General features: G+C 70.6%; 26 protein-coding genes and 2 pseudogenes. 9 read left to right on the top strand and 19 right to left on the bottom strand.

Translation table 11 applies throughout. The annotated features are described in order from the left end of the window. Positions 1 to 4: 4 nt before the first annotated feature. The gene (locus tag FF041_RS35780; protein WP_153526713.1) at positions 5 to 712 is read right to left on the bottom strand and encodes an SDR family NAD(P)-dependent oxidoreductase; all 708 of its coding nucleotides are present in this window, start codon (positions 710 to 712) and stop codon (positions 5 to 7) included. A 99-nt stretch (positions 713 to 811) separates the two neighbouring features. Between FF041_RS35780 and FF041_RS35775 the strand changes: the two genes are divergently transcribed. After that, entirely contained in the window at positions 812 to 1,471 is a 660-nt protein-coding gene (locus FF041_RS35775) for a TetR/AcrR family transcriptional regulator (RefSeq protein WP_228388884.1), read from the top strand. 97 nt (positions 1,472 to 1,568) lie between these two features. Here the strand turns inward: FF041_RS35775 and FF041_RS35770 are convergent, their stop codons facing one another. From FF041_RS35770 to FF041_RS35740, 7 genes are all read right to left on the bottom strand, one after another. Continuing rightward, a complete protein-coding gene (locus tag FF041_RS35770; RefSeq protein WP_153526711.1) occupies positions 1,569 to 1,730 on the bottom strand; it encodes a hypothetical protein in 162 nt (53 codons plus the stop codon). A 478-nt stretch (positions 1,731 to 2,208) separates the two neighbouring features. Continuing rightward, entirely contained in the window at positions 2,209 to 2,679 is a 471-nt protein-coding gene (locus tag FF041_RS35765) for a hypothetical protein (protein ID WP_153526709.1), read from the bottom strand. Between the two features lie 373 nt (positions 2,680 to 3,052). Next, on the bottom strand, positions 3,053 to 3,844 hold the full coding sequence (locus FF041_RS35760) for an ABC transporter permease (protein ID WP_153526707.1): 792 nt from the start codon (positions 3,842 to 3,844) through the stop codon (positions 3,053 to 3,055). Then, positions 3,841 to 4,842 carry an ATP-binding cassette domain-containing protein gene (locus FF041_RS35755; protein WP_153526705.1) on the bottom strand — a complete coding sequence of 334 codons (1,002 nt, stop codon included), beginning with the start codon at positions 4,840 to 4,842 and terminating at the stop codon, positions 3,841 to 3,843. The genes FF041_RS35760 and FF041_RS35755 overlap by 4 nt, the downstream gene beginning before the upstream one ends. 312 nt (positions 4,843 to 5,154) lie before the next feature. Then, complete coding sequence (locus tag FF041_RS35750; RefSeq protein ID WP_323393667.1) at positions 5,155 to 5,481, bottom strand: DUF1048 domain-containing protein; 327 nt, start codon at positions 5,479 to 5,481, stop codon at positions 5,155 to 5,157. Between the two features lies 1 nt (position 5,482). After that, positions 5,483 to 5,839: a DUF1048 domain-containing protein gene (locus tag FF041_RS35745; protein WP_153526703.1), complete on the bottom strand. Its 357-nt coding sequence runs from the start codon at positions 5,837 to 5,839 to the stop codon at positions 5,483 to 5,485. Then, a complete protein-coding gene (locus FF041_RS35740; RefSeq protein ID WP_153526700.1) occupies positions 5,836 to 6,162 on the bottom strand; it encodes a PadR family transcriptional regulator in 327 nt (108 codons plus the stop codon). The genes FF041_RS35745 and FF041_RS35740 overlap by 4 nt, the downstream gene beginning before the upstream one ends. A gap of 350 nt (positions 6,163 to 6,512) precedes the next feature. On the opposite strand from FF041_RS35740, the pseudogene FF041_RS35730 reads away from it, so the two are divergent. Together FF041_RS35730 and FF041_RS40200 are read left to right on the top strand one after the other, a co-directional pair. Beyond that, positions 6,513 to 6,860, top strand: a pseudogene (locus FF041_RS35730) (FG-GAP repeat domain-containing protein); the annotation flags it as partial. Between the two features lie 254 nt (positions 6,861 to 7,114). Continuing rightward, the gene (locus tag FF041_RS40200; protein WP_153526697.1) at positions 7,115 to 7,747 is read left to right on the top strand and encodes a hypothetical protein; all 633 of its coding nucleotides are present in this window, start codon (positions 7,115 to 7,117) and stop codon (positions 7,745 to 7,747) included. 207 nt (positions 7,748 to 7,954) lie between these two features. Here FF041_RS40200 and FF041_RS35720 read toward each other — a convergent pair whose 3' ends face one another. The 5 genes from FF041_RS35720 to FF041_RS35700 form a co-directional block, all read right to left on the bottom strand. Beyond that, positions 7,955 to 8,596, bottom strand: a complete 642-nt coding sequence (locus FF041_RS35720) for a response regulator (RefSeq protein WP_153526694.1) — start codon at positions 8,594 to 8,596, stop codon at positions 7,955 to 7,957. Further along, positions 8,589 to 9,872, bottom strand: coding sequence for a sensor histidine kinase (locus FF041_RS35715; protein ID WP_153526692.1), 1,284 nt, complete (start codon positions 9,870 to 9,872; stop codon positions 8,589 to 8,591). Before FF041_RS35715 ends, FF041_RS35720 begins: the two co-directional genes overlap by 8 nt. Positions 9,873 to 9,880: 8 nt before the next feature. Then, positions 9,881 to 10,657: an ABC transporter permease gene (locus FF041_RS35710; RefSeq protein WP_153526690.1), complete on the bottom strand. Its 777-nt coding sequence runs from the start codon at positions 10,655 to 10,657 to the stop codon at positions 9,881 to 9,883. Next, positions 10,654 to 11,556 carry an ABC transporter ATP-binding protein gene (locus tag FF041_RS35705; RefSeq protein ID WP_153526688.1) on the bottom strand — a complete coding sequence of 301 codons (903 nt, stop codon included), beginning with the start codon at positions 11,554 to 11,556 and terminating at the stop codon, positions 10,654 to 10,656. The genes FF041_RS35710 and FF041_RS35705 overlap by 4 nt, the downstream gene beginning before the upstream one ends. Positions 11,557 to 11,812: 256 nt before the next feature. Further along, on the bottom strand, positions 11,813 to 12,217 hold the full coding sequence (locus tag FF041_RS35700; RefSeq protein ID WP_228388883.1) for a hypothetical protein: 405 nt from the start codon (positions 12,215 to 12,217) through the stop codon (positions 11,813 to 11,815). A 298-nt stretch (positions 12,218 to 12,515) separates the two neighbouring features. Between FF041_RS35700 and FF041_RS35695 the strand changes: the two genes are divergently transcribed. After that, positions 12,516 to 13,184 carry a class I SAM-dependent DNA methyltransferase gene (locus FF041_RS35695; RefSeq protein ID WP_153526686.1) on the top strand — a complete coding sequence of 223 codons (669 nt, stop codon included), beginning with the start codon at positions 12,516 to 12,518 and terminating at the stop codon, positions 13,182 to 13,184. A gap of 94 nt (positions 13,185 to 13,278) precedes the next feature. Here FF041_RS35695 and FF041_RS35690 read toward each other — a convergent pair whose 3' ends face one another. Next, a complete protein-coding gene (locus tag FF041_RS35690; RefSeq protein WP_323393666.1) occupies positions 13,279 to 14,502 on the bottom strand; it encodes an MFS transporter in 1,224 nt (407 codons plus the stop codon). Positions 14,503 to 14,528: 26 nt separating this feature from the next. Next, the gene (locus FF041_RS35685; RefSeq protein WP_323393665.1) at positions 14,529 to 15,929 is read right to left on the bottom strand and encodes an NAD(P)-binding domain-containing protein; all 1,401 of its coding nucleotides are present in this window, start codon (positions 15,927 to 15,929) and stop codon (positions 14,529 to 14,531) included. A 105-nt stretch (positions 15,930 to 16,034) separates the two neighbouring features. On the opposite strand from FF041_RS35685, the gene FF041_RS35680 reads away from it, so the two are divergent. The 3 genes from FF041_RS35680 to FF041_RS35670 all read left to right on the top strand — a co-directional run bounded on the left by FF041_RS35680 (position 16,035) and on the right by FF041_RS35670 (position 17,531). After that, positions 16,035 to 16,652: an FAD-dependent oxidoreductase gene (locus FF041_RS35680; protein ID WP_323393664.1), complete on the top strand. Its 618-nt coding sequence runs from the start codon at positions 16,035 to 16,037 to the stop codon at positions 16,650 to 16,652. A 65-nt stretch (positions 16,653 to 16,717) separates the two neighbouring features. After that, on the top strand, positions 16,718 to 17,095 hold the full coding sequence (locus FF041_RS35675; RefSeq protein ID WP_153526680.1) for an ArsR/SmtB family transcription factor: 378 nt from the start codon (positions 16,718 to 16,720) through the stop codon (positions 17,093 to 17,095). A gap of 124 nt (positions 17,096 to 17,219) precedes the next feature. Continuing rightward, on the top strand, positions 17,220 to 17,531 hold the full coding sequence (locus FF041_RS35670) for a hypothetical protein (RefSeq protein WP_153526661.1): 312 nt from the start codon (positions 17,220 to 17,222) through the stop codon (positions 17,529 to 17,531). A gap of 29 nt (positions 17,532 to 17,560) precedes the next feature. On the opposite strand, the pseudogene arsB reads toward FF041_RS35670, so the two are convergent. Both arsB and FF041_RS35660 read right to left on the bottom strand, forming a co-directional pair. Then, positions 17,561 to 18,654 (bottom strand): annotated as a pseudogene (gene arsB / locus FF041_RS35665) (ACR3 family arsenite efflux transporter). Between the two features lie 74 nt (positions 18,655 to 18,728). After that, the gene (locus FF041_RS35660) at positions 18,729 to 19,709 is read right to left on the bottom strand and encodes an alkylmercury lyase family protein (protein ID WP_153526659.1); all 981 of its coding nucleotides are present in this window, start codon (positions 19,707 to 19,709) and stop codon (positions 18,729 to 18,731) included. An 86-nt stretch (positions 19,710 to 19,795) separates the two neighbouring features. Here FF041_RS35660 and FF041_RS40795 point away from each other — a divergent pair, with 86 nt between their 5' ends. After that, positions 19,796 to 20,524: a MerR family DNA-binding protein gene (locus FF041_RS40795; protein WP_434094554.1), complete on the top strand. Its 729-nt coding sequence runs from the start codon at positions 19,796 to 19,798 to the stop codon at positions 20,522 to 20,524. A gap of 410 nt (positions 20,525 to 20,934) precedes the next feature. Here FF041_RS40795 and FF041_RS35650 read toward each other — a convergent pair whose 3' ends face one another. Together FF041_RS35650 and FF041_RS35645 are read right to left on the bottom strand one after the other, a co-directional pair. After that, entirely contained in the window at positions 20,935 to 21,474 is a 540-nt protein-coding gene (locus FF041_RS35650; protein ID WP_153526657.1) for a ricin-type beta-trefoil lectin domain protein, read from the bottom strand. 426 nt (positions 21,475 to 21,900) lie between these two features. Beyond that, positions 21,901 to 22,179, bottom strand: coding sequence for a hypothetical protein (locus FF041_RS35645; protein ID WP_194292321.1), 279 nt, complete (start codon positions 22,177 to 22,179; stop codon positions 21,901 to 21,903). 648 nt (positions 22,180 to 22,827) lie between these two features. On the opposite strand from FF041_RS35645, the gene FF041_RS35640 reads away from it, so the two are divergent. Next, positions 22,828 to 23,949, top strand: a complete 1,122-nt coding sequence (locus FF041_RS35640; RefSeq protein ID WP_153526978.1) for an LLM class flavin-dependent oxidoreductase — start codon at positions 22,828 to 22,830, stop codon at positions 23,947 to 23,949.

Below are 23,949 nucleotides of genomic sequence, written 5' to 3'. Positions count from 1 at the left end.
GGTGTCAGGGGGCCGGGTGGACGACTTCGATCCGGTCCCGCTGGGTGACGAGGTTCCAGACGAGGTCGGCCAGCTCGTCCGGGTCGACCGTGGGCAGGTCGATGGCGAGGCTCATGTCGCCCGAGCGCAGGGCCCGGTGGCCTTCGCTGCGTTCGATCACCGCACGGACGGCCAGGCCGCCGACGTGGACTCCGCGGTCCGCGACTTCGCCGTGGAGCGTATGGAGGTAGTTGCGGAGTGCGGCGAGGACGGGTACGGGGCCGGACAGGCCGGCCGCGGGGGTGACCACGGAGGATCCGTAGCCGAACAGGAGGGCGCCGTCGCCACGCTCCAGCATGCCCGGCAGCAGCGTGTGCGCGAGTGCGACGGGGCTGAGCAGGTAGAGGTCGAGCCATGCGCGCAGGACGGCCGCGTCCACAGCGGCGGCGGGGATCAGGGTCGCGGGGACGAACGGCGCGTACACGGCCACGTCGATGTGCCCGAAGCGGGCTTCGATGGCCGAGACGAGCGCCGGGATGCGCTCCGTGTGCCGCAGGTCCGCCGGGAATGCCGCCGCTTCGACGCCGTCGGCCGCCAGCCGGGCGACCAGCTTGTCGAGCGGGTCGCGGCGGCGGGCGACGAGCGCCACCCGGTGTCCCTCGCGGCCGAAGCGACGGGCGACCGAGGCCCCCGTTCCACTCCCCGCACCGAACACGGCCACGGTTCTGCGCATGACTCCGCCCTCCGTCCACCATAGATTGAGGCGGTACCTCAAGTTGTGATTCCACCGTACCGCTAACCTGAGAGGTGTCGTCAAGTTAATGGAGGTGTCATGCCGGACCGCCCCGCCCCCGCCCTGCGCGCGGACGCCCGCCGCAACCTGGAGAAACTCAAGGCCGCCGCCGCCGAGGTGTTCCGGGAGCAAGGTCTGAGCGCGCCGCTGGAGGAGGTCGCCCAGCGCGCGGGGGTCAGCATCGGGACGCTCTACAACCGTTTCGGCGGCCGGCAGGAACTGATCGACGCGGTGGTGCCCCAGCTCGCCGAGGCCAAGCTCGGCGAAGCCATGCGGCGCGCGGGAGCACAGCCCACTCCCTGGTCGCGGTTCGCCGCCTACATCGAGGAGATGTGCGCGCTCCAGGCCGCCGACACCGCACTCAACGACATCATCGCCCGCTCCTACCAGGGCGCCGCCGAACTGACCGCGATCTGCGCGGAGTCGGTGGTCTACGGCACCCGGCTCCTCGCCGAGGCCCAGGCCGACGGCTCACTGCGCCCCGACCTCACCGCCGACGACGTATTCGTGGTGTTCTGGCTCAACTCCCAGCTGACCCGCACCACCGCCGCGACAGCACCCGACGCCTGGCGCCGTCATATCGCCTTCCTGCTGGACGGCCTGCGCACCCCCGCCGCCACCGCGCTGCCGGCCGGCCCCGAGACCGTGACAGCCTCCCTGCCCACCCTGCTCGGAGGCGGAACGCCACGGCGGAGGTGACGACTCGCCGCCGGTCCGGGTCATGCGTGGACGGCCCGCTGGCCGTGGATAGTGCCGACGAGCGTGGGGGCGAAGAGGACGGCGGCCTGCGAGGAGCTCAACGCCGGCTCACGCGTGAGGCGTATGCGTGCAGCGGCGCGAGTCGGACCTTCTCGGCGGTCACGCGCGGATGGTCGGTGGTGAGCATGGTGATGTCATCGATGTCGGAGGTCAGGACAGTGACGCGGCCGGGCTGAGCGAGGGCGGTGGCGCAGAGCATGACGTCGATGGCGGGACAACTGACCCGTTCGCCGCGTGCGAGGCCGAGAATTCACTATGGCTGGCGCATCCGCTCCCTTGGCTACAGTGACTGGATTGGCTGGGTGCTCGTCACGCTCGTGGGCGTGGATCGCCGTTGGCTTGGCCATGGTGGAGAAGGGCTGAGCCGGACGACTGTGTTTCTGAGTGGTACGGCAGTCGGCACGGGGGCGGGGGAGGTCTTTCACGTGCTCAGAACCGCTCGACTATGGTGAAGGTTGGCCTAGCAGAGTTTGGCGGAGTCGAGGATTAGCAACTGAGACAACTGCCTGTTCGCCGTGTGCGAGGCCGAAATTTCGCCATGGTCGGCGCATCCACTTCCTTGGCTACGGCTGCTGAATTGGCTGGGCACTCGTCACGGCGGTGGGCGTGGACCGCACGGCCATGCAGTCCACGGCCACCGCTTTCGCGGCGACACCTGCCCCAGAGGAGTGGGTGTCTCAGAGGCCGGCACCCTCCTTGAAGGCAGCGTTTCGCGCCCGCTGAGCAGGGGGGCTACTGAAACCGCTCATTGCCCGTCGGAGCTTGTTCACTGACTTGCGAGAGGGGCGCAAAGCGTGTCCCAATGCCTCAGCCAGCTCGGGGCCAGCGTCTCTCAGCACAGGCGTCAGAAGACCCACGGCGTCACCTGGCAGAGTGTTCGGGAACTTCTCCATGAGCGCGCCCACGAGATCGGCCGCGCGGGTCGCGCTGCTCTGGTCCTCGTTCATGAAGGCCAGCACGTGATCCCAGATCTCTTCAGAAGCACTTGAAGCCGCGATAGCTCTCCTGGCGATGTCAGACGTCCAGTCCGCCTGCGCCATGCAATGGTCCAGATAGAGCGTGATGGCCTCGTCGAGGACTTCTGACCGCTCGATCAGGGGCAGCAGGTCTTCGATCCGATCTTTGGCCTTGACCAGGGCATCGCTCAACAGCTCCGCAGTCGCGCGAACAGCGTACTCCCTAAGCTCTGGGCAGCGAGTACGAGCCTGAGCCAGCAGGCTGCTGCGTTGTCCTTCCGAGGAGTGGGGCCACAAACCGGCAGGGGCGGATCGCCCCCTACGACTTCTCCGCCCTGCCGGTCCCAGCACCGTTCCAGCGTTCCCTCGCCGCAGCTGGTCGACTGCGATTCGGTGTGGATCAGTGCGGATCAGTGCGGTGTGGCGGGATCGGGCCGGAGCCGGCCCGCCAAGGGCTGTGGCGATCAGCCCCGCCACCGGCCGGGCATACGGGTGCAGATCTGCACGTGGACGGGGCGGGATGAGTTGCGGGAGGTGGTCAGCGCGGCCGGCGCGTTCGTCTCGGTCACTTCGGGTCGCGGTTGAACTGCGCCGTCGACCAGCGGTAGCCGAGCGCGATCAGGCCGACGCACCAGGCGATCGCGATCCAGCCGTTGTTGCCGATTTCGGTGCCGAGGAGGAGGCCGCGGAGGGTTTCGATGGCGGGGGTGAAGGGCTGGTACTCGGCGATCGGCTGGAACCAGGCCGGCATCGTATCGGCCGGGATGAATGCGCTGGAGATGAGCGGCAGGAGGATCAGTGGCATGGCCATATTGCCGGCCGCCTCGGGGTTCGGACTGGCCGCGCCCATCCCGACCGCGATCCAGGTGAGTGCCAGGGCGAACAGCGTGATCAGCCCGAACGCCGTGATCCACTCCAGTGCCGTGGCGTCCGTGGACCGGAAGCCCATCGCCACCCCGACGGCGCCGACGAGGACCACGCTCATCACGCACTGCAGCACGCCGCCGACGACATGCCCGACGAGCAGAGAGCCTCGGTGGCTCGCCATGGTGCGGAAGCGGGCGGTGAGGCCCTGGGTCATGTCCACGCAGACGGACACCGCGGCCCCGATCACGGTGCTGCCGACGGTCATCAGCAGCAGGCCGGGGACGATATAGGCGATGTAGTCGGAGCGGTCCGCGCCGCCGCCACCGATGCCGGCGCTCATCACGTCGCCGAAGATGTAGACGAAGAGCAGCAGCATCATGATCGGCGTGAGCAGCAGGTTCAGGGTCCCGGACGGGTAGCGCCATGCGTGCAGGAGGTTGCGGCGCAGCATCGTGTTCGAGTCGCGTACAGCGAGAGAGAGGGAGCTCATCGGAGGGACTCCTTGGGCTGGTTGGGGACGTTGGCTGGGCCGGTCAGGGCGAAGAACACGTCGTCGAGGTCGGGGGTATGGACGGTCAGTTCGTCCGCCTCGATGCCGGCGGAGTCGAGCCAGTCGAGAATGGAGCGCAGTTCGCGCTGACTGCCGTCGCTGGGGATGGACAGCGACAGTGCCTCGTCGTCCCGGGTGACCTCGCGCAGGGCGTCAGCGGCGGACTGGTACGCGACCGGGTCGGTGAAGCGGAGCCGGATGTGCCCGCCCGGGACGAGCCGCTTGAGCTCCTCGGCGGTGCCCTCGGCGGCGATCTTGCCGTCGTTCAACACGGCTATGCGGTCGGCGAGTTCGTCGGCCTCCTCCAGGTACTGGGTGGTGAGGAAGACGGTCACGCCGTCGGAGACGAGGCCGCGGATGATGCCCCACATGGTGTGGCGGGAGCGCGGGTCGAGTCCGGTGGTCGGCTCGTCGAGGAAGATGATCCGCGGGCTGCCGACCAGCGTCATGGCGATGTCCAGGCGGCGCTTCATGCCGCCGGAGTAGGTCGAGGCGGGCTTCTTCGCGGCCTCCACCAGGTCGAAGCGCTCCAGGAGTTCGACGCCGACCCGCCGGCCCTCGCTCTTGGACAGGTGGTGCAGGTCCGCCATGAGGAGCATGTTCTCCTCGCCGGTGATCAGGCCGTCGACGGCGGAGAACTGCCCGGTGACACCGATCGCGGCCCGCGCGGCCTGTGGGTCGGCGGCCAGGTCGTGCCCGCCGACGTGCAGGTCGCCGGCGTCGGCGGTGATGAGGGTGGAGAGGATCTTCACGGCGGTGGTCTTGCCGGCGCCGTTCGGGCCGAGCAGCGCGAACACGGACCCGGCCGGGATGTGCAGATCGATGCCGTCGAGGACGGTCTTGTCGCCGTATGACTTGCGTAGCCCGACGGCGGAGACGGCGGTCGGCGACGGGTGACCGTCACCCTGATTGGATGTGGGCATGACAAATGAAGGCATGGCGACTTCCTTTCGGAGGCTGAAGACACAGGGGGAGTGGAAGCTGTTTCGGAACTCGGATTGAGTGACTGTCCGTGACTACGCGTCAGTCGCGTCGTCCTGGGGAACAGTGTCGAGCGGCCCGCCGCCGGAGACCCCCTTGCCGGGGGCGTTGGCAGGGGGTGAGCCAGGTCTCGCCGGCCTGCTCGACCACCTCGGTGGACAGGATCTGCGGCGGCTTCTGGTTGCCGTCGGCCACGCGCCTGTTCGCGCTGCGCCAAGGCGAACGAACCGCGCGTGCGGGCTACGCTCACTGCTATGGGGCGACGGGTGTTACTTCTCGGCCGTGCCGGGTTCCCCGCTGATGGACTCCTGATAGACGTCCGCATAGGTGCGCGAGTCCTTGACCAGGTCGTCGCAGAACGCGGCGACGTCCTTGCCGATGAGTTCCAGGACCCCCTTGCCCGCGGCGACGCCCTCCTCGAAGAAGTCGACGATCCCGGGGAGCAGGGGCCCCTCAGGCAGGTCGATCGGCCCGACCTTGAACAGGTACTTCTGAATCTCCTTGTAGACGATCCGGTAGTCCGGCGGGAGCGCCTTGACCCGGGCCATGTGCGCCCGCCACTGCTTCTTACCCTCGATGATGTCCTGGATGCTCACGTCAGCCTCCCAGCCGGCTCAATTTCCTTGCGACGTTCCTGTTCAATTGCTCGCGCCACTGGTCGCGATAGGTTCGAGCCCCCTCGCCACCGGCCAGCGCCGTGCAGAAGCCCCGGATGTCGTCGCCGAGCACCTCGTGGACGCTCTGCCCGTCCGCCGCTGTCTCTTCGAGCAGCCCCAGGGCTGCGTCGAGGATCGGCATCAGGTTGCGACCGGTGAAGCCCCCATGGGGAAAGAGGTGGCCCTTGATCTGTTCCCACGCCGCCCGGTATTCATCTGGCAAGGCCGCGGCCCGGGCTTCGAAAGCGTTCCATTCCCTGGTGAGATCACTGCCTGTGATGGTCTCCCAGAAGTTCATCTCCCGCCCTCCTTGAGCCTGTTGATGCGTGATGACACGTACTGCCATTTCGTCCAGAACTTCGCGAGTTCCTCGCGTCCGGCGTCGTTGAGCGCGTAGAACTTGCGCGGCGGACCGACCCCGGATGGTCGTTTCGTCACCTGGACGAGTCCTTTCCTCTCCAGTCGCAGCAAGATGGTGTACACCGTCCCCTCGATGACGTCGGCGAAGCCGAGCTCGTTCAGCTGACGGGTGATGGCGTACCCGTAGGTTTCTTCGCTGCCGATGATTTCGAGCACGCATCCTTCGAGCGTGCCCTTCAGCATCTCCGTCAGGTCGTCCATCGCGAGTCCTCCTCGGTTCTATCGGTACTGCGTGCTACCGAGTACCACTATACGGTACCACCGAGTAGTGGAGGATGTCAGCGATCGGCGGACGCGGACCGGACTCTGCAATCCGTGAAGCGATGGTCTGGGCCAGGTGAGCTTCACTCCTGCGTGCACCTCCCTCGTGTGCCGTGCCGAGCGGTGGCGGCCGGCCGAGGGCCCGCCCGCTGCGGGTGTGGGGCGACAAGGCGTACTCCTCCCGCGCGAACCGCGCCTACCTGCGCAATCGTGGTTCTCCAGCGGCTTGCCGTACCGGCGACGCTCAATGATGACGTGCCATGGCGAGCCGTTGGCTCGCGCCGATCGCCGAGCCCTCGAAGCTCGTCCTGAACGACTTCGGGCTCGCCCAGGGCTGGGCGAGCGAAAAGCGCCTACGCTTCCTCGCCGACACCACCGGCGACGGCATCCCGGACATCGTCGGCTTCGGCAACGAGGGCGTCTGGGTGTCCCACAGCCGCGGCGGCGGCCAGTTCGAGCAGGCCCAGCTGGTGTGCCGCGGGTTCGGGTACAGCGAGGACGCAGGCGGCTGGCGGGTCGACCGCCACCCCCGTTTCCTCGCCGACATCACCGGTGACGGACGCGTCGACATCGTCGGCTTCGGCGGCCCGGGGGTGTACGTGGCCCGAAACCTCTTCCGCCGCTTCAGGACCCGATAACCCTCGGAGGACCTCCACAGCCGCATCACGGCGACTCACCATCGGCCTCCCGGAACCTGTCACCCCCGACCCGACGTGCGGCCTGGCACACCTTCGCCTGCAAGGCCGCACGTTGAGCAACCGCAGTAACGGGCTACTGTGCCGCCAGTGAGAACGGCGACCACGCCGACCACGCCGACGACTGCCCGAGGACGCCCTGTTCATTCTCATCAGCGATCTCAACGACGCGGACAACACCTTCGTCGTCTCCAGCCATGGGATCCAGCGGGGTCGAGGTGCATGGCGGTGGTGACGAAGGGGACTTCGGGGCCGCCGAGGGCGCGGGCGTTGACGGCGAGGTGGAGGTCGTGGGCACAGAACACGTTGCCGGGTGCGCCGTTGTCATCCGAGCGGTAGCCCTCACGGGCATCGGAGGCGACGGTGCCGGAGGCCTCCTCGAACCGGTCGGGGACGGCGGGCCGGGCGGGGCCGGAGGCCGTGGCGGCAGCATCTTCCCGAGCGCGCGCTCTCTCCTCACCTCCCAGTGCCCTGGGAGCGGCAGCCGGATCGTCAACGGTACGGCGGGAGGCGCGGGTCAGGACGGCGCCGACGGGCAGCGCGGCAGAAACGGCAATGCGGCGATCGGCGGCCCGTTGCCCAGTCCCGGGTACGGGGGCGGCGGCAGGTTCGGCGGCGAGCCCGGCACCGGAGGCGAGGGCGGTGCACCGACCGGGGCCGGCCCCTACGCCTACGGGACGGGCGGCAACGGCGCCGGCGGTGGCTACGGCGGCAACAGCGGTGCGGGCAGCGACGGCGGCACGCCATCGGACGGCCTTGACGGCCGGGCCGGCCCCGCCGGATCCCCCAGCACCGCGGGCAGCACGGGAGCCGTCCTCATCCACTGGTGAGCCGCCCCGGGCCGCCGAGTCGGCGGGAGACCGGTGCGCTCCCCGGCCCTCGGGCCGGAGAACGCCGGCCGGTCTCCCGCCGTCTCCAGGCGCTCTGGCCCGGGCCGGCGCGACGGGATCCCGGGGGCCGGGGGCGCGAGCCGGTCCAGGTCCTCCGGGCTGGTGGGCCCGGCCCGCCCCCGCCCCCGGGGCCGGGACGCCCGAGGCTCACCCCAGAATGCCGCGGTCGTACGCCGCCGCCACCGCTGCCGCCCGGTCCTTGACCCCCAACTTGCCGTACAGATGGGTCAGATGGGTCTTGACCGTCGCCTCGCTGATGAAGAGCTCCCGGGCGATCTCGCGGTTCGAGGTGCCCTTGGCCACCAGTTCGAGCACCTCGCGCTCGCGAGCCGAGAGCACCTTGGCCGCGAGGGCGGCGGGCTTCCTGACGGCGCCGACGAGGCGGGATGCGACGGCGGGCGACAGCACGGTGCGCCCCTCGGCGGCTGCGCGGACTGCTGTGAACAGCTCGTTGCGGGGCGCGTCCTTGAGAAGGTAGCCGGTGGCGCCCGCCTCGATCGCCGGGATCGTGTCGGAGTCCGTGTCGTACGTGGTGAGGACGAGGACCTTGGCGCGGGCGCCGCGCCGGGTGAGTTCGGCGATCGCCTCGACGCCGCTGCCGGCGGGCATGCGCAGGTCCATCAGGACGACGTCCGGGTCCAGGCGCAGGGCGAGTTCTACCCCCTCGACGCCGCCTGCGGCCTCGCCGAGGACGTCGAAGCCGGGATCGGAGGCGAACATGCCGCGCAGGCCGTCCCGGACGACGGGGTGGTCGTCGACGATCAGCAGGGTGATGGTCCGGTCAGCCATGGCGCACCAACGGTACGCGGGCGCTGATCGCGGTGCCCTGACCGGGTTCCGACTCGACGGCGACGGCTCCGGCGATGCGTTCGGCGCGGGCGCGCATCCCGTCGAGGCCGAAGCCGCCGCTGCCGGTGCGCGGCACCGCGGCGAGGGGGTCGAAGCCGCAGCCGTCATCGCGTATGTCCAGGGTGACCTCATCGCCCATGTAGGAGAGGGTGACGCCCGCGCGGGCGGCGCGGGCGTGGCCGCCGGTGTTGGCAAGGGCCTCCTGGGCGATCCGCAGGAGGGTGGCGGCGACCTCGTCGTGCAGCGGCTCCTCGGTGCCGGTGACGGTGAGCCGGGCCGTGACGCCGGTGCGCTCGGACCACTCGCTGACGGTCTTCTTCAGCGCCTCCGGGAGCGTGTCGTGCTCCAGGGCGGCGGGAGCGAGGTTCTGTACGGAGCGCCTGGCCTCGCCCAGGGAGCGGCGGGCCAGCGCCTGGGCGCGGTCCAAGTGCTCGCGGGCCAGGGCCGGATCGGCGGTGGAGGAGACCACCTGGAGCTGGGCGATGACGCCGGTCAGGCCCTGGGCGATGGTGTCGTGGATCTCGGCGGCGAGGCGGCGACGCTCGTCGGCGACGCCGGCCTCCCTCGCCTGGAGGACGAGCTGGGTGTGCAGGGCGGCGTTCTCGGCGAGGGCCTTCTCCAGGGCGGCGATGGTCTCGGCGCGCTCCTTGGTCTTCTCGGCCTCCTTGACGCCGAGGTGGTCGAGGCTGATGGCGAGCGTAGCGTTGAAGGCGAACAGCGCGCCGAAGGCGATCCATTGCGTCAGCGAGGTGGGCGGCAGGCCGCCGGACTGGGAGCCCGCCAGGGCGACAGCCGTCACCATGCGCCCGACCCGGGCGGCGCGCGGCGGCAGCAGGTGCCCGGCGTCGAAGCAGCCGAGGCACGCGTAGATCGCGAAGAAGGGGTTGAGCCAGGTGAGGGCGAAGGCGAGGGTGGTGCGCAGCGTGAAGTGGACGCGACCTGCGATGGTCCCCTCGGGCAGCACCGGGGCGCCGGCCCCCGGGTCGGCGCCGGCCGCGTGCTCGGCCGCGTCCGCCGCCAGCAGCCGAGGCACGGCCCGGGACCACCATGCCTCAAGGACCAGCGCGGCGAGGAGCAGGGCTCCCGCGGCGTACATCTCCTGCCGGGTCATCACCAGGGAGGCGGACACGGCCGCGAGCAGCGTGGCGAGGCCCAGCAGGGCGTACGGGCCGTACCGGAAGAACTGCGCCCAGCGCTCCTCGACCGTCATCGTCATGGTTTGAGCTACTCCCACTTGAACCAGCGGCGGGCCGCGGCCATCAGCAGGACCGCCCACAGCGCCGTGACCCCCAGGTGTGTCCAGCCCGGCCATTCTCCCGCAGCGGCCTCGTCGAGGGCCTGTGCGGCGGCGCCCAGCGGGGTGAGGGTCACGATGCGCTGGAGGACGTCGGGCATGGTCGCGACCGGCAGCCAGACACCGGAGGCGAACATCGCCGGGAAGAACACTGCCGAGCCTACTGCCTGGGTGATCTTGGTGGTGCGGCAGACGGCGGAGATGGTGGCGCCGAGCGCCAGGGCGGCCAGTGTGACGAGAGCGAGCGCCACCAGGTATCCGAAGAGCTGGCGGGGCAGGGCCACGTCGAACACGATCCGGCCCACGGCGAGGGCGAGCAGCGCGGAGACCGCGATGGCGGCGCCGTGCAGCGCAATCTGCGCGCCGATGAGAGAGCCGGGCCGCACGGGGGTGCTGGACATGCGGCGCAGGATGCCGCGCTCGCGGTAGCCGGTGAGGACGGGCGGCATGGCCTGGAGGCCGGCCATGATCACAGCGAGCAGGAGCGCGACAGGGACATAGAGATCCACGACGCGCAGGCCGCCCAGATCGGCGTCGTGCTCCCGGTTGGACGGGATGGCGCCCAGGATGCCCAGCAGGATCGCGGGGAAGGCCAGCACCCAGAAGAGGGAGGCGGGCTCACGCAGGATCAGGCGGGCCTCGGCCTTGAGGACGGCGACGGCGCTGCCCTTGACGGCCGTCGTCCGGCCGCGGGTGAGGGTGGTCATGTGTTCGTTCCCGTCAGGTCGAGGTAGGCGTCGTCCAAGGTGGCCTCGGTGACGCGGAGTTGGTGGGCGGTGATGCCCCGCCCGGCGAGCAGCGAGAGCACGGCGTGCACGGTCTCATCCGTGCCGCTGACCACGATCCGGTCGTCCTGCCGCGTCACGGAGGCGACCGAGGGCAGGTCGGTCAGCAACTGCATCTCCAGCGGGGCCGAGGGAGCGAAGGAGACCTCTGTGCTGCCCGCGGTACGCCCGATCAGCCCGGACGGGGTGTCCAGCGCGGTGATCCGGCCCTTGTCGATCAGGGCGATCCGGTCGCACAGGCGCTGTGCTTCCTCCATGAAGTGCGTGACCAGCAGCACGGTGACCCCGCTGTCGCGAACGTCCTGGATGAGCTGCCAGGTGTCGCGGCGGGCGCGTGGGTCGAGGCCGGTGGTCAGCTCGTCCAGTACGACGATGTCGGGCTTGCCGACCAGGGCGAGCGCGATGGAGAGGCGCTGCTTCTGGCCGCCGGAGAGCTTCGCGAACCGGGTACGGAGCTTGTCGGTGAGTCCGAGGCGCTCGGCGAGGGCACGCCAGTCGGCGGGGTCCGGGTAGCAGGCGGCGTACAGTTCGAGCGCCTCGCTGACTGTGATCTTGGGCTGTAGTTCGCTCTCCTGGAGCTGCGCGCCCAGGATGCGGGTGACGGAGTCGCGGTCGGCGACGGGGTCGTACCCGGCGACGCGGACGCTGCCGCCGTCGGGGCGCCGTAGCCCCTCCACGCACTCGACCGTGGTGGTCTTGCCGGCGCCGTTGGGGCCGAGGATTCCGAAGATCTCTCCCTCCTCGACGTCGAAGGACACGCCGTCGACGGCCTTCTTGTCCGCGTAGGCCTTGTGCAGGCCGCTGACTTCGATGATTGCCATGTGGACGAGCGTGCCGTGGCAGGCCGAGGGCGGACATCGCCCATCGCGCTCGAAGGAGCATCAGCCGATCGGCTGATGGCGGGTGCCCGACACCGCTCTCGTCGGCGCCGGACCGGTCAGGGCGCCGTCCTCGCCGTAGTGCAGGACGGTGCTCGCGCTGTTCCGATGAGTCATGAGCTGTCCGTCGGAGCGCGAGAGGTTCCGGTTGGGGAGCGGTCGCGGTCCCGCTCCTGGCCATGCCCCTTGCCCAGACCGGTCAAAGGTTCTGAATCAGGCCGATCCCCAGGGCGACGAGTGCTGCGGCGATGAGGACGGCACCGGTTCGCGTGAGATGCGTGCCCAGGGAGGACCGCCCCTCGGAGCCGAGGGCCAGGTGCAGGAAGAACCCGCCGGACTGGGCGAGCACCCCGGCCAGCAGGAGGATGCCGAAGACCCACTCGGCACCGGAGGAGAAGCGGGCGCGCGGCAGATAGAGGAAGTAGACCAGCGACAGAATCAGCAGCACACCGGCGTGGGCGTGACCGGCGCGGAAGAACCGCTCACGCAGCGGTGTGAGCGTGCCGTGCCGGGTGGTGATGAACTGCAGCAGTGCGTGGCCCCCGAATTCCACGGTGACCAGCAAGAAGACCGCGGTGATCGGCAGGAGTCCGGACGCATCCACAACGGGGCTGCCTTCGGCCGTGACGGGCAGGGGAACAGCCGCACGCTACGGCAGCACGCACCGGGTGCAAGCCGGTGGCGGGCCGGCCGGTGGAGGGTCACCCGTACGCAGGGCACAAGGCGTACGCGTACCCCGAAGCCGAAGCCGAAGCCGAAGCCGAAGCCGAAACCCAGAGCCACGCCGACTTCGCCGCTGGGCCGCAAGGGCCGGCTGCCCGCGTTCCGGGGCGCCACCGTGTTCAAGACCGCCTACTCCTATTGGCCCACCAGCATCAAGACCGCCGTCCTACTGTTGGCTGATGCGCGCACACCATATTGACCGCCCAGCAGATCTCGACGTGGTCCGTGAGTCCTATGACCGGGTGGCTGACAACTACGCCCACATGGTGGTGACGACGGGAGTCGGTGACATCCGTAGCCACCCATGGCTCAAGGCGTCAATCGACGCCTTCGCTGACACCGTGAGCGGGCTCGGGCCTGTCCTCGACGTCGGCTGCGGACCCGGAACGGTGACCGCCTACCTCGCCGAACGCGGACTCGACGTGTCCGGAGTCGATCTCTCACCCCGCATGATCGAGAACGCGCGCCGTCTTCATCCGCAATGCCGCTTCAGCGTCGCCTCCGCCACCGACCTCGACCTTGGAGAAGCGTCCCTCGGCGGCGTGCTCGGGTGGTGGTCGCTGTTCAACCTCCCCCGCGACATCGTTCCTCAGGTTCTCGCCCTGTTCGCGCGCGCCCTGAAGCCAGGCGGCCACTTCATCACCGCAACACACGTCGGCGACGAAGACGCGGTGCGCACCGAGGCATACGGAGGAGTGCCCGTCCGTTGGACCACGCACAAATGGCGGCCGGAACAGCTCGTGGACCTGATCGAGCAGGCTGGGCTGCGCCCGGTCGCCGAACTCCGGCTCCCCGCGGATGAGCAGAGCGGGCCGGGCCTGGTCATCATGGCCAAACGCCCCGCCTGAAGACCGGTGGGGCCGCCGCCATCTCCACCGCACGCTCGTCCTGCACCCTGAACGCCTCCAGGCCACTCACACGAACCCCCAGCCCACCGGCACGTCAGGTGCCGCTGCCAGGTAGCTGTCTTACGGCCGCCTTCGGGTTGGCCGGTGATGCCCATGGGATGCCGAGCGCGGCGAGGAGGGAGACGGCGGCGAGGATGCCGAAGAGGTGGTGGTAGCCGCCGAGGGGCGCGGCGAGGGCCGCCCCGGCGAAGGGGGCGAGGGCGGAGGCGGTCATGGCGGGGGCCGAGAGGAGTCCGGAGAGACGGCCGTAATGGGTGGTGCCCCAGCGGTCGGTGACGGCGGTCGCCTGGAGGAGGGTGAAGTTGCCGCGGACGGTTCCCGCGAGGACGGAGAGGGTGAGGATGAGGGCGTAGGGGCCTGGGGTGAGGGCCAGGGCGGCGGTGGTCACACCGCCGAGGAGAATCAGGACGGCCGTGCGGGCGGCGGGTCCGGTGCGGTGGGCGAGGGGTGCGTAGAGCATGCGGCCGAGGGTCTGTCCGGCGCCGCCGAGGCCGAGCGCCCAGGCTGCCTGGCTGGTGGTGTAGCCGCGTTCCAGCAGGAGGGGGACGAGGGCGACCACGCCGGCGTACAGGGCGAACGCGGACAGGGTGAACACGGCCGCGAGGACCCAGAAGGGGCGGCTGCGGGTCACCGCCTCGGCTCTGTCCGCCGCGTGTGCGGGGGCCGGCGGCGCGGGTGGCCAGGGGGCGCGCAGGGCCAGGGCATGGGCCGGGATGGTGATCGCTGCGAGGACGGCGGCGAGGACGAGATAGCTCTGACGCCAGGTCAGGTGCTCGGCGAGCACGGCCGTCAAAGGCGCGAACACCGTGGAGGCGAGTCCGCCCGCGAGCGTGACGATCGTCAGGGCGCGGATGTGGTCGGAGGCCCACCAGCGGGTGAGGGCGGCGAACGCGGGCTGGTAGAAGGTGGCGGCCATGGAGAGCCCGGCGAGGGCCCATCCCGCGAAGAACACGGTCAGGTTCGGGCTGGTCGCGATGGTGACCAGACTCAGCGCGCCGAGGACGGAACCGAGGGTCATGACGGCGCGCGGGCCCCGGTGGTCGAGGATGCGGCCGACGGGTATCCCGGCGAGGCCGGAGACGATGAGCCCGAGGGAGAACGCGGCGGTGGTCGCGCCGGTGGACCAGCCGGTCCGGGCGGTGATCTCGGGGTTGAGGACGAAGAACGCGTAGTAGACGATGCCCCAGGACGTGATCTGGGTGACGCACAGGGCGGGGAGTACGGCACGGGGCCGTGACCGGTCCTTCGTACCGGTCACGGCCCTGCTTTCGTGGGTGTCGAGGGTCACGAGCCGCAGCCGCCGGCTGTGGTGCCGCAGCTCGCGGCCGGTGCGGTGGCCGCCGGGGTGAGCGTGACGAGCTGGGGTTCGGGCGTGCCGCAGCATCCGCCGTCCGCCTCGGTGTCGGGGGTGGGGGTGTCGAAGAGGCCGGAGCCGCCGCAGACGCCGGTCTCGGGGAGGGTGAGTTCGACCTGGTCGGCCGAGGCGAGGTCGCCCGCGAGGGCGGCGGCTACCGAGCGGACCTGCTCGTAGCCGGTCATGGCGAGGAAGGTGGGCGCGCGGCCGTAGGACTTCATGCCGACAAGGTAGAAGTCCCGCTCCGGGTGGGAGAGTTCGTTGTGGCCGTGGGGGTGGACGGTGCCGCAGGAGTGCTGGTTGGGGTCGATCAGCGGCGCCAGCTCGACCGGTGCCTGGAGACGCTCGTCCAGGCCGAGGCGGACCTCGGAGAGGAAGGACAGGTCGGGGCGGAAGCCGGTCAGGACGATGACCTCGTCCACCGGGTCGAGCCGGCGGCCGTCCTCGGCCACGAGGACGACCTGGTCGCCGTCCCGCTCGATCGTCTCCGTACGGAAGCCGGTGACCGCGTCCGCGTGACCCTCCTCGACGGCGGCCTTCGCCGCCAGGCCCAGGGCGCCCCGGGCGGGGAGCTGGTCGGCGGAGCCGCCGCCGAAGGTGGAGCCGGAGATGCCCCGGCGCAGGGCCCACACCGCCTTCGTACCGTTGCCGTCCGTGGCCTTCGCGAGGCCGGCGAGGGAGGCGAGCGCGGTGAACGCGGAGGCGCCCGTGCCGATGACGGCGGTGCGCCTCCCGGCGTACCGGGCGCGGACGGCCGGGTCGGTCAGGTCGGGGACGCGGTAGGCGATACGGTCGGCGGCGCTCTTCTCGCCGAGGGCGGGCAGGCCGCTGCCGCCGGCCGGGGACGGGGTGGACCAGGTGCCGGAGGCGTCGATGACCGCGCGGGCGGACAGCCGCTCCTCCCGTCCGTCCGAGTGCTCGACGTGGACGACGAAGGGCTGGGCCTCGCGGTCGGCGTCCACGATCCGGTCCCGCCCGGCCCGTGAGACCCCGGTGACCCGTGCCCCGTAGCGAACCGTGTCCCCGAGGGCGTCGGCCAGCGGCTGAAGGTACCGCTCCGCCCAGTCGCCGCCGGTGGGACAGGTGGCCGGGTCGGGGGCGGTCCAGCCGGTGGGGGCGAGGAGCTTCTCGGCGGCGGGGTCGATGACCTCGCCCCAGGTGGAGAACAGCCGGACGTGCGACCAGCCGCGCACCGCACTGGCGGCGGTCGGGCCCGCTTCGAGGACCAGGGACTCGATGCCCCGGGCGGTGAGGTGGGCGGCGGCGGCCAGTCCGGCGGGGCCGGCCCCGATCACGACGACGGGCAGTGCGGCGGTGGACGACGCTGGCACGGTGACTCCCTGCTTGTTTCGACGTCTGTCGATGGCTTGCGCCGCCAGCATGGCATCTGCTTCGATGAGCGTCAACATAGACATTTATCGAATTGAGGGCTGGTTGTGGAGCGCGTCGACGTGGTGGTGATCGGGGGCGGGCAGGCCGGGCTGGCATCCGCCCGCGCCCTGGTCCGGCAGGGACTGGAGCCGGTGGTGCTGGAGGCGTCCGACCGGCCGGCGGGATCATGGCCGCGCTACTACGACGGCCTCACCCTCTTCTCACCTGCCCGCTACAGCGCCCTGCCCGGCCTGCCCTTCCCCGGAGACCCGGACCGCTATCCGCACCGCGACGAGGTCGTCGCCTACCTCACCGCCTACGCCGCACGCCTGGACGCGGACCTGCGCACCGGATGCCGGGTCCGCGCCGTACGCCGGACCGGTGACGGCTTCGAGATGGAGACGGAGGGCGGAGAGCGGCTGACGGCGCGGGCCGTCGTCGCCGCCTCCGGCTCCTTCGGCCGTCCCCACCGCCCCGACCTGCCCTACCTCGCCCGCCTCGACGGCGCCCTCGACCGGGCCGGGCTGCCGCGCCACCGCATAGGCCGCGCCCTCGCCCACCCCGGCCTCGCGTTCACCGGGCTGGAGTGGCAGCGCAGCCTCACCTCGAACTCCCTGCGCGGCGCCGGCCGCGACGCCGCCCGGACCGCCCGCCGCCTGGCCGCCCTGCTCGGGCGGCGCTGACCTGGGCGGACCCCGGTGTCGACGTGACCCTCGCCCCTTGATTCGACATGTGTCAACATAGGCGTATGTCGAACGTGAAGGCGCTGCCGCTGATCGAGACCGCCGAGCAGAGCGGTGTCGCGCCGTGCTGCCCGCCGCTGACCGAGCGCCCCATGACCGCCGGCGAGGCCGAGGTCGCCGCCCGGATGTTCAAGGCGCTCGGTGACCCGGTCCGGCTCCGGCTCTTCTCGGCCGTGGCCTCCCATGAGGGCGGGGAGGCGTGCGTGTGCGACATCTCCGACGTCGGCGTCTCCCAGCCCACCGTCTCCCACCACTTGAAGAAGCTCAAGGAAGCCGGGCTGCTGACCTCCGAGCGGCGCGGCACCTGGGTCTACTACCGCGTCGAGCCGTCCGTCCTCGCCGCCATGGGCAGGATCCTGGCCAGCGCCTCGGCCGCAGCCTGACCCCGAAGCTCGAACAGCGACCGTTCGGAGTGGGTACGAGACGCTGCCTGACGCCCTCCGGCATCGGGGCTGTCGGTGGTGGCCGGAACGATGGAGCGATGAGCGTCGATGTCGCCTGGGCGCTTTGCTCTCCAATCGGGCCGCAGAGTCGGAGATCGTTGAGCAGGCATACGTGGTGGAGCAGATCCTCGCCTGGGTCGTACCCAGCTGGCGTACCGGGATCAGCGACGAGCGCAGCAAGAACGCCTTCTCGCTGGCGGCCAAGCAGGGCGAGGTGAGGCTCCGGCTGATGCCCGACGGCGGAGGTGACACCTTCCGCAGCGTCCACCGCGAGGCCATGGCGTTCGCCGAAGGCTGCTACGCCGGCATCCGCAACCCCAACCCCCAACAGCCACGAGGGCGACCTCCCCGAGCTGCCCGAGCGCGAAGCCTTTGAGCAGCTGGCCGGGGCCGGGCATGTCGGACTCAGGCCCGGGTGAACTTCCGCCGCCAGGCCAGCGCGACGTAGACCAGGCCGATCAGGACCGGGACCTCGATGAGGGGGCCGACGACACCGGAGAGGGCCTGGCCGGAGGTGACGCCGAAGGTGGCGATGGCGACCGCGATGGCCGGCTCGACGTTGTTGCCCGCCGCGGTGAACGCGAGCGTGGTGGTGCGGTCGTACGCCATCCCCAGCGCCTTGCCGAGGGCGAAGGCGCCGAAGAACATCACCGCGAAGTACACCAGCAGCGGCAGCGCGATCCGGACGACGTCCCACGGCTGGGAGGTGATCGTCTTCCCCTGGAGCGCGAAGAGGATCACGATCGTGAACAGCAGCCCGTACAGCGCCCACGGCCCGATCCTCGGAAGGAACCGCGACTCGTACACCTCGCGGCCCATCTTCCGCTCGCCGAACCGGCGGGTCAGGAACCCGGTGGCCAGGGGGACACCGAGGAAGATCACCACGTTCAGGGCGATCTCCCACATGGAGATGGAGAGCCGTTCGCCGTCGCCGAGGCCGAGCCAGCCGGGTAGCAGATCGAGGTAGAACCAGCCCAGGAGCCCGAAGGCGATCATCTGGAAGACGGAGTTCAGGGCGACGAGGACGGCGGCGGCCTCGCGGTCGCCGCAGGCGAGGTCGTTCCAGATGATGACCATGGCGATACAGCGCGCGAGGCCGACGATGATCAGCCCGGTGCGGTACTCGGGCAGATCCGGAAGGAGATCCACGCCAGCGCGAACATCACCGCCGGGCCGACGACCCAGTTGACCACCAGCGAGGAGAACATCAGCCGGCGGTCGCCGGTGACCGCGTCCAGCCGGTCATAGCGGACCTTCGCCAGCACCGGGTACATCATCATCAGCAGGCCGAGCGCGATCGGCAGGGAGATACCGCCGATCTCCACCTTCGCCAGCGCGTCGTTCAGCCCGGGGATCAGCCGCCCCAGACCGAGGCCGACGCCCATGGCGAGCAGGATCCACACCGCGAGATACCGGTCGAGGGTGGAGAGCTTCCGGACGACAGACTCTCCGCCCGCTGCGTTCGGCGCGGCCTGGGTGGTGAGTTCGGCGGCGGTCACGGGCAGGCCCGCGAACTCGGCGTCGAGCCCCGGGTCTGACCCGCAGGGGATCAGGGGATCAGGGGATCAGGGGATCAGGGGGCGAGCAGCGGGCCGAAGGTCTGCGCCGCGATCTGCCCGGCCTGCGCCTGGCCCAAAATCAGGCCCGGGATGCCCGGGTGCCCGGCGGTCCAGGAGCGGGCGGTGGCATCGCTGGTGAAGAAGTTCAGCGCGTCGCAGCAGGCTGTGGCCGCAGGCCCGCCGCCGGGCCGCTGCCCGACGAACACCACCGCTTCCTGCGGCTCCCACACCGTCTTCCCGTCGCGGATGGTGACGGTGACCGGCTCGCCGGTCATGGGGTCGGTGGAGGAGATCACCGCGTCCGCGTCCAGCATGGCGGGGATGCCGAGCGCGTCGATCGCGCACATCGACCACACCTCCACCCCGTCGGCGATCCGCACCCGGTGACGGGTGGGCACGGCCGAGAACGGGTAGGCCGCACGGACCCGCCCGGCCTCGTCCAGGGTCAGGAAGTCCTCGGCGGCCAGCTCGGCCAGCACCTCCCCGGCCGTACGCCCAGCCTGCGCGGCGACCGGCTCCAGCACCTCCGGCCCGGGTGCGGCGCCGGTGGCGGCGAAGTGCCGCAGCACCGCCTGGTGCACCGCCCGCAAGCCCCGCACGGCAGGCGCGCGACGCCCCCGACCGGCCCGTCCGACCACGTCGAGCGGATCGTCCGCCGTGCAGCAGTCAACCGGTACGGCATCGGACCCGCTCTCGGAGCCGCCGCCGAGCACCTCACGCAGCGCGGCCACACTCGGCGCCCCGGACACCGTGCCGTCCGCGTCCCGGAACAGGCGGCACGACACACTCGGCACCGCACCCTCGGGCGCGAACGGGTCCACCCCGTCCAGCAGGATCGTCGGCGAGCCGTTCATACCCCGCTCGACAGCCTGCGCCTGGTCGTGCACCTCCACCAGCTCCACTCGCGCCGCCCGGCCCGCCAGCGCGGCGGCGACCCGCTCCATTGCCAGCGGGGCGTTCGGGCACCCCGGAACCGTCAGCACCGTGATCCGCATCCTGCCCGTCCTTCCAGCTCATCCGACCTTCGCCCCGAACGCTAGACCTTCCAGTGCGCTGGAAGGTCAAGGCGTAGCCTGGGGACATGCGCATCGGCGACCTCGCCACAGCCAGCGGGCTGACCACCAAGACCATCCGCTTCTACGAACAGGCGGGCCTGCTCCCGGCCCCACCCCGCACGCCCGGCGGATACCGCGACTACCCCGAGCGGACCACTGCCCGGCTCGCCTTCATCCGGGACGCCCAGGGCGCCGGCCTCACCCTCGCGGAGATCCGCTCCGTCCTCGCCCTGCGCGACAGCGGTCAGGCCCCCTGCGACCACGTCACCACACTGATCGACCAGCACCTCGCCGACATCGAACGCCGCCTCGCCGAACTGGCCAAGACCCGCGACGCCCTGCACACCCTCGCCCGCCGCGCCGCCGCCACCGACCCGGCCACCTGCACCGAAGGCGACATCTGCACGATCCTGGCCCCGCCCGACCCCTGGGCGCCACCGGCTGCCCCAGGGCCCCCGGGGGGGGCGGGAACTGCTGTAGGGCCACGACAAACGCCTCGAAGGGCTGGTGCTGCGGAGCGCCCGGCACCCAGGTGCCGGGAGGGCATGAGCAGGGGAGCGCAAGGGGAGCGCGGAGACCTTTGGACGGAGCAGCACGAGACAACGGAGGCCGGACCAGTTCCTACCCTCCGACCAGGGAAAAAGGACCTGCCAGAGCCGTGGAACCCGGTGCCCACCCGGCACGACAGCTGGGCCGTCCGCCTGCCCACAAGGAGAAATCCCCCCTCTGAGCGGGCAGAAAGGGCCCGTCAGTAAGCCGCGGACCCTTGTACACGATCGAGGCTGGAAACCGCCATGCACCGACTCCAAAAAATTGACGGCTTCCTCCCCGCGTATCAGGCCAGTACGGTCCAGAAACCCGAATCGGCGGACGGCGGGGACTTGGGAACCCACGCGGTGCGATCCGCCCCCGGGCTCCAGTCCGGCACATTCCCCCCGTAGTGGATGACGAAAGCCCAGTAGCTTTCCTCCTCATGGAGGATGAGACTGTCCTCGTCCGACAAATCCTGCCCGTGCCACTGCTCATTGACCCGTGAGCTTCGGACGCCGCGTGCCAACCCGATGGGGTGCGCGGTGTCTCCGCACCCGGCAGGCGCCGGCCGAGGGCGCCAGGAAGGCCCCGGAGTGCCGGCCCGGTGCCCGTCCCGGTGCCGGCGGGGGCAGGGTCAGTACGCGGTCAGGCTGATCAGCTCGCCCAGTCCGGTCCAGCGCTGCTGCGACGAGGACGCGTTGCATCCGGACACGCTGGCCGCGAGGAACGAGGGGTAGCCGGTGGACAGGCACATGCCGGGGTGGGCGGCCATCCGGATCAGTTCGCCGTCGAAGGTCCAGCGCTGCTTCGCGGAGGAGGCGTTGCACCCGTCGACACTGACCGCGTAGAAGGACGGGTAGTTGGTGGACAGGCACATGCCGGGGTGGGCGGCCATCCGGATCAGCTCGCCGCTGACGGTCCAGCGCTGTTCGGACGAGGACCCGTTGCACGATTTCACGCTGGCCGCGTAGAAGGAGGGGTAGCTCGTGGCCAGACACTGGTTGCCGACGAGCGGGGCGGCCGCGCCGGATGGTACGGCGTCGGCGGTGGCGACCGCGCCGGACGGTGCGGCGTCGGCCGTGGCGACCGTGGCGGCCGTGGCGGGCGAGGGCAGCGCGAAGGCCGCCAGCGAGAGCAGCGCGGGTAAGAGAACCTTGCGGGACACCTTGGCCATGAGAAGAAACCCTTCGGGGCGGGCGGATCCACGTCGGCGGGGCGCGTGCGCCGGTCCCGGGCGGCGGATCCGGTTGATGACGGTCTTTCAGGGGGTCCCCTCCCCCGTGACGTCGTATGCGTTCCCCGCAGAGTGATGTCCGTTACATGCCATGCGTGTGGGATGAGCTGGCGTGCGGAAATGATCCCGACCGCGCTGATTCTGCCGGGCTCACAGTTGCGGCGACCCGGTCGTTCGGTCCGACGCGTCCGATGCCCGTCGGCACGGCTGAACGGATGACGCCCCGGTGTCCGGGGGAATCCGGTCACCGGGGCGTCGTATGCCGCCGGTGGGTGTGGGGGCGGAACCGGCGGCGTGACCGCGGTGCGACGGCCCTGCGGCACCCGGCCGGAGGGACCGCGCACCACGATCGGGTTCGGGCGGGGCTCACGTCGGGCATTCCCGCTTCGACGGGCTTCGCGGAACCTCCTCCGGCCCGCGCGTCCCGCCGGGGAGCGACCGACCGGGGTCATGCCCCGACCGGCCACCCTTGACCGGGGTGATGCGGGAGGCGGCCCGGTTGCGCTCGGGGAGGTAGTCCTTGTACCGGGCGACGGGGCCGGGTCGGCGGGCCGGGTGTGTGGTGGGGGTGATCAGGTGGACCGGGGTGTTGCTGGTGAAGGCGCCGAGCCACTCGGACGCCGACAGTGTCGGCGGCATCCTCAACGGAGACAGCGTCACCACCACTGGGTCATCGACTGCACACAACCTGCCGAACAACCACATCGGTTCCGTAAGGAACTGCTGCTCGGTGCGGCCTGGCTGGTGAGTACGGTGGAGGTTGTACTAACGGAGGCTGGCGGACGCCAACAAGGACAACGCCGCCGCCAGGTCCGGCTGAGTTTCCTGGGCTGAGAGCTGTCGCCCGCCGGGTGCTCGCCGATCCCGAACGCGTCACGCCGGGGGATCACGGTAGGGCCTCCGAGTGGGGACCTCCGCCCATGTGACTCCCCCCCCCGCACGCCGGGCGGCGCGCGCGGCCGGTTCGCGGAAGAGGTTGCCCCTCTTTGACCATTACCTCACCTTTTGCTCGCATCTGCGGGATAGCGGTTCGACTCCGACCCGCAGGGGGAACACTTAGGGGTGCCGTGAGGCTGGTGAGGTGCGTGTTGCCGTATCCCCGAGATCGGCCGGGTGCAGTGCGCCGAACACCGTACGTACCGGGTGCAGTGCGCCGAACGCCGTACGTCCCGGGTGCAGTGCGCCGAACGCCGTACATAGAGGAGTGACAGCGCCCGCCTCATGGGAGGGACGGGAACGGCAGACAGGTGCGTGCGTCACACAGGTAGGGAGAGTGGCAGCGCTATGACCGGGATGCAGTTCGGCATCTTCACCGTGGGTGATGTGACCCCCGACCCGACCACGGACCGTGCGCCGACCGAGGCGGAGCGCATCCGGGCCACCGTGGCCATCGCGAGGAAGGCGGAGGAGGTAGGACTGGACGTCTTCGCCACGGGCGAGCACCACAACCCGCCTTTCGTCCCGTCCTCGCCGACGACGCTGCTCGGCTACATCGCCGCGGTGACCGAGAGGATCATCCTGTCGACGTCGACCACGCTGATCACCACGAATGACCCCGTCAAGATAGCCGAGGACTTCAGTGTGCTGCAGCACCTGGCCGACGGACGGACCGATGTGATGCTGGGGAGGGGGAACACCGGGCCGGTGTACCCCTGGTTCGGCCAGGACATCCGCCAGGCGATCCCCCTGACCGTCGAGCACTACGGGCTGCTGCGCCGCTTGTGGCGCGAGGAGGTGGTCGACTGGGAGGGCAAGCTCCGTACCCCGCTGCAGAGTTTCACCCTGGCCCCCCGCCCCCTGGACGGCATTCCGCCCTTCGTGTGGCACGGCTCCATCCGCACCCCTGAGATCGCGGAGCTGGCGGCCTACTACGGGGACGGGTACTTCGCCAACCACATCTTCTGGCCCGCTTCCCACACCCGCACGATGATCGAGCTCTACCGGAAGCGCTTCGAGCACTACGGGCACGGTACGCCGGAGGCCGCTGTCGTCGGCCTCGGCGGGCACGTCTTCATCCGCCCCAACAGCCAGGACGCGGTCAGGGAGTTCCGCCCTTACTTCGACAACGGGCCCGTGTACGGGCACGGGCCGTCGCTGGAAGAGTTCACCTCGCTCACGCCCCTGACGGTCGGATCTCCCCAGCAGGTGATCGACAAAACCCTCGGCTTCCGCGACTACGCGGGCGACTACCAGCGCCAGCTCTTCCTCGTCGACCACGCCGGACTGCCCCTCAAGACGGTGCTGGAACAACTGGATCTCCTGGGCGGAGAGGTCGTGCCGGTGCTCCGCAAGGAGTTCGCCGTCGGCAGGTCCCCCGACGCCCCCGACGCCCCCACGCATCAGTCGTTGCTCCGGGCGCGCGACGCGGGAACCGGGCCGCAGACGCCGCAGACCCCGCAGACGCCGGGGAGCTGA

It is taken from the genome of Streptomyces jumonjinensis, from assembly GCF_009600885.1.
GTDB lineage: Bacteria > Actinomycetota > Actinomycetes > Streptomycetales > Streptomycetaceae > Streptomyces > Streptomyces jumonjinensis.
This window is presented reverse-complemented; position numbering and strand designations above follow the sequence as displayed.

Bases quoted from the DNA above. Each gene is read 5' to 3' on its own strand.
- FF041_RS35780 (WP_153526713.1), bottom strand. From the start codon at position 712: ATGCGCAGAACCGTGGCCGTGTTCGGTGCGGGGAGTGGAACGGGGGCC.
- FF041_RS35775 (WP_228388884.1), top strand. From the start codon at position 812: ATGCCGGACCGCCCCGCCCCCGCCCTGCGCGCGGACGCCCGCCGCAAC.
- FF041_RS35770 (WP_153526711.1), bottom strand. From the start codon at position 1,730: ATGCTCTGCGCCACCGCCCTCGCTCAGCCCGGCCGCGTCACTGTCCTG.
- FF041_RS35760 (WP_153526707.1), bottom strand. From the start codon at position 3,844: ATGAGCTCCCTCTCTCTCGCTGTACGCGACTCGAACACGATGCTGCGC.
- FF041_RS35755 (WP_153526705.1), bottom strand. From the start codon at position 4,842: ATGCCTTCATTTGTCATGCCCACATCCAATCAGGGTGACGGTCACCCG.
- FF041_RS35745 (WP_153526703.1), bottom strand. From the start codon at position 5,839: ATGAACTTCTGGGAGACCATCACAGGCAGTGATCTCACCAGGGAATGG.
- FF041_RS35740 (WP_153526700.1), bottom strand. From the start codon at position 6,162: ATGGACGACCTGACGGAGATGCTGAAGGGCACGCTCGAAGGATGCGTG.
- FF041_RS40200 (WP_153526697.1), top strand. From the start codon at position 7,115: ATGGGATCCAGCGGGGTCGAGGTGCATGGCGGTGGTGACGAAGGGGAC.
- FF041_RS35720 (WP_153526694.1), bottom strand. From the start codon at position 8,596: ATGGCTGACCGGACCATCACCCTGCTGATCGTCGACGACCACCCCGTC.
- FF041_RS35715 (WP_153526692.1), bottom strand. From the start codon at position 9,872: ATGACGATGACGGTCGAGGAGCGCTGGGCGCAGTTCTTCCGGTACGGC.
- FF041_RS35710 (WP_153526690.1), bottom strand. From the start codon at position 10,657: ATGACCACCCTCACCCGCGGCCGGACGACGGCCGTCAAGGGCAGCGCC.
- FF041_RS35705 (WP_153526688.1), bottom strand. From the start codon at position 11,556: ATGGCAATCATCGAAGTCAGCGGCCTGCACAAGGCCTACGCGGACAAG.
- FF041_RS35695 (WP_153526686.1), top strand. From the start codon at position 12,516: ATGCGCGCACACCATATTGACCGCCCAGCAGATCTCGACGTGGTCCGT.
- FF041_RS35675 (WP_153526680.1), top strand. From the start codon at position 16,718: ATGTCGAACGTGAAGGCGCTGCCGCTGATCGAGACCGCCGAGCAGAGC.
- FF041_RS35660 (WP_153526659.1), bottom strand. From the start codon at position 19,709: ATGCGGATCACGGTGCTGACGGTTCCGGGGTGCCCGAACGCCCCGCTG.
- FF041_RS40795 (WP_434094554.1), top strand. From the start codon at position 19,796: ATGCGCATCGGCGACCTCGCCACAGCCAGCGGGCTGACCACCAAGACC.
- FF041_RS35650 (WP_153526657.1), bottom strand. From the start codon at position 21,474: ATGGCCAAGGTGTCCCGCAAGGTTCTCTTACCCGCGCTGCTCTCGCTG.
- FF041_RS35640 (WP_153526978.1), top strand. From the start codon at position 22,828: ATGCAGTTCGGCATCTTCACCGTGGGTGATGTGACCCCCGACCCGACC.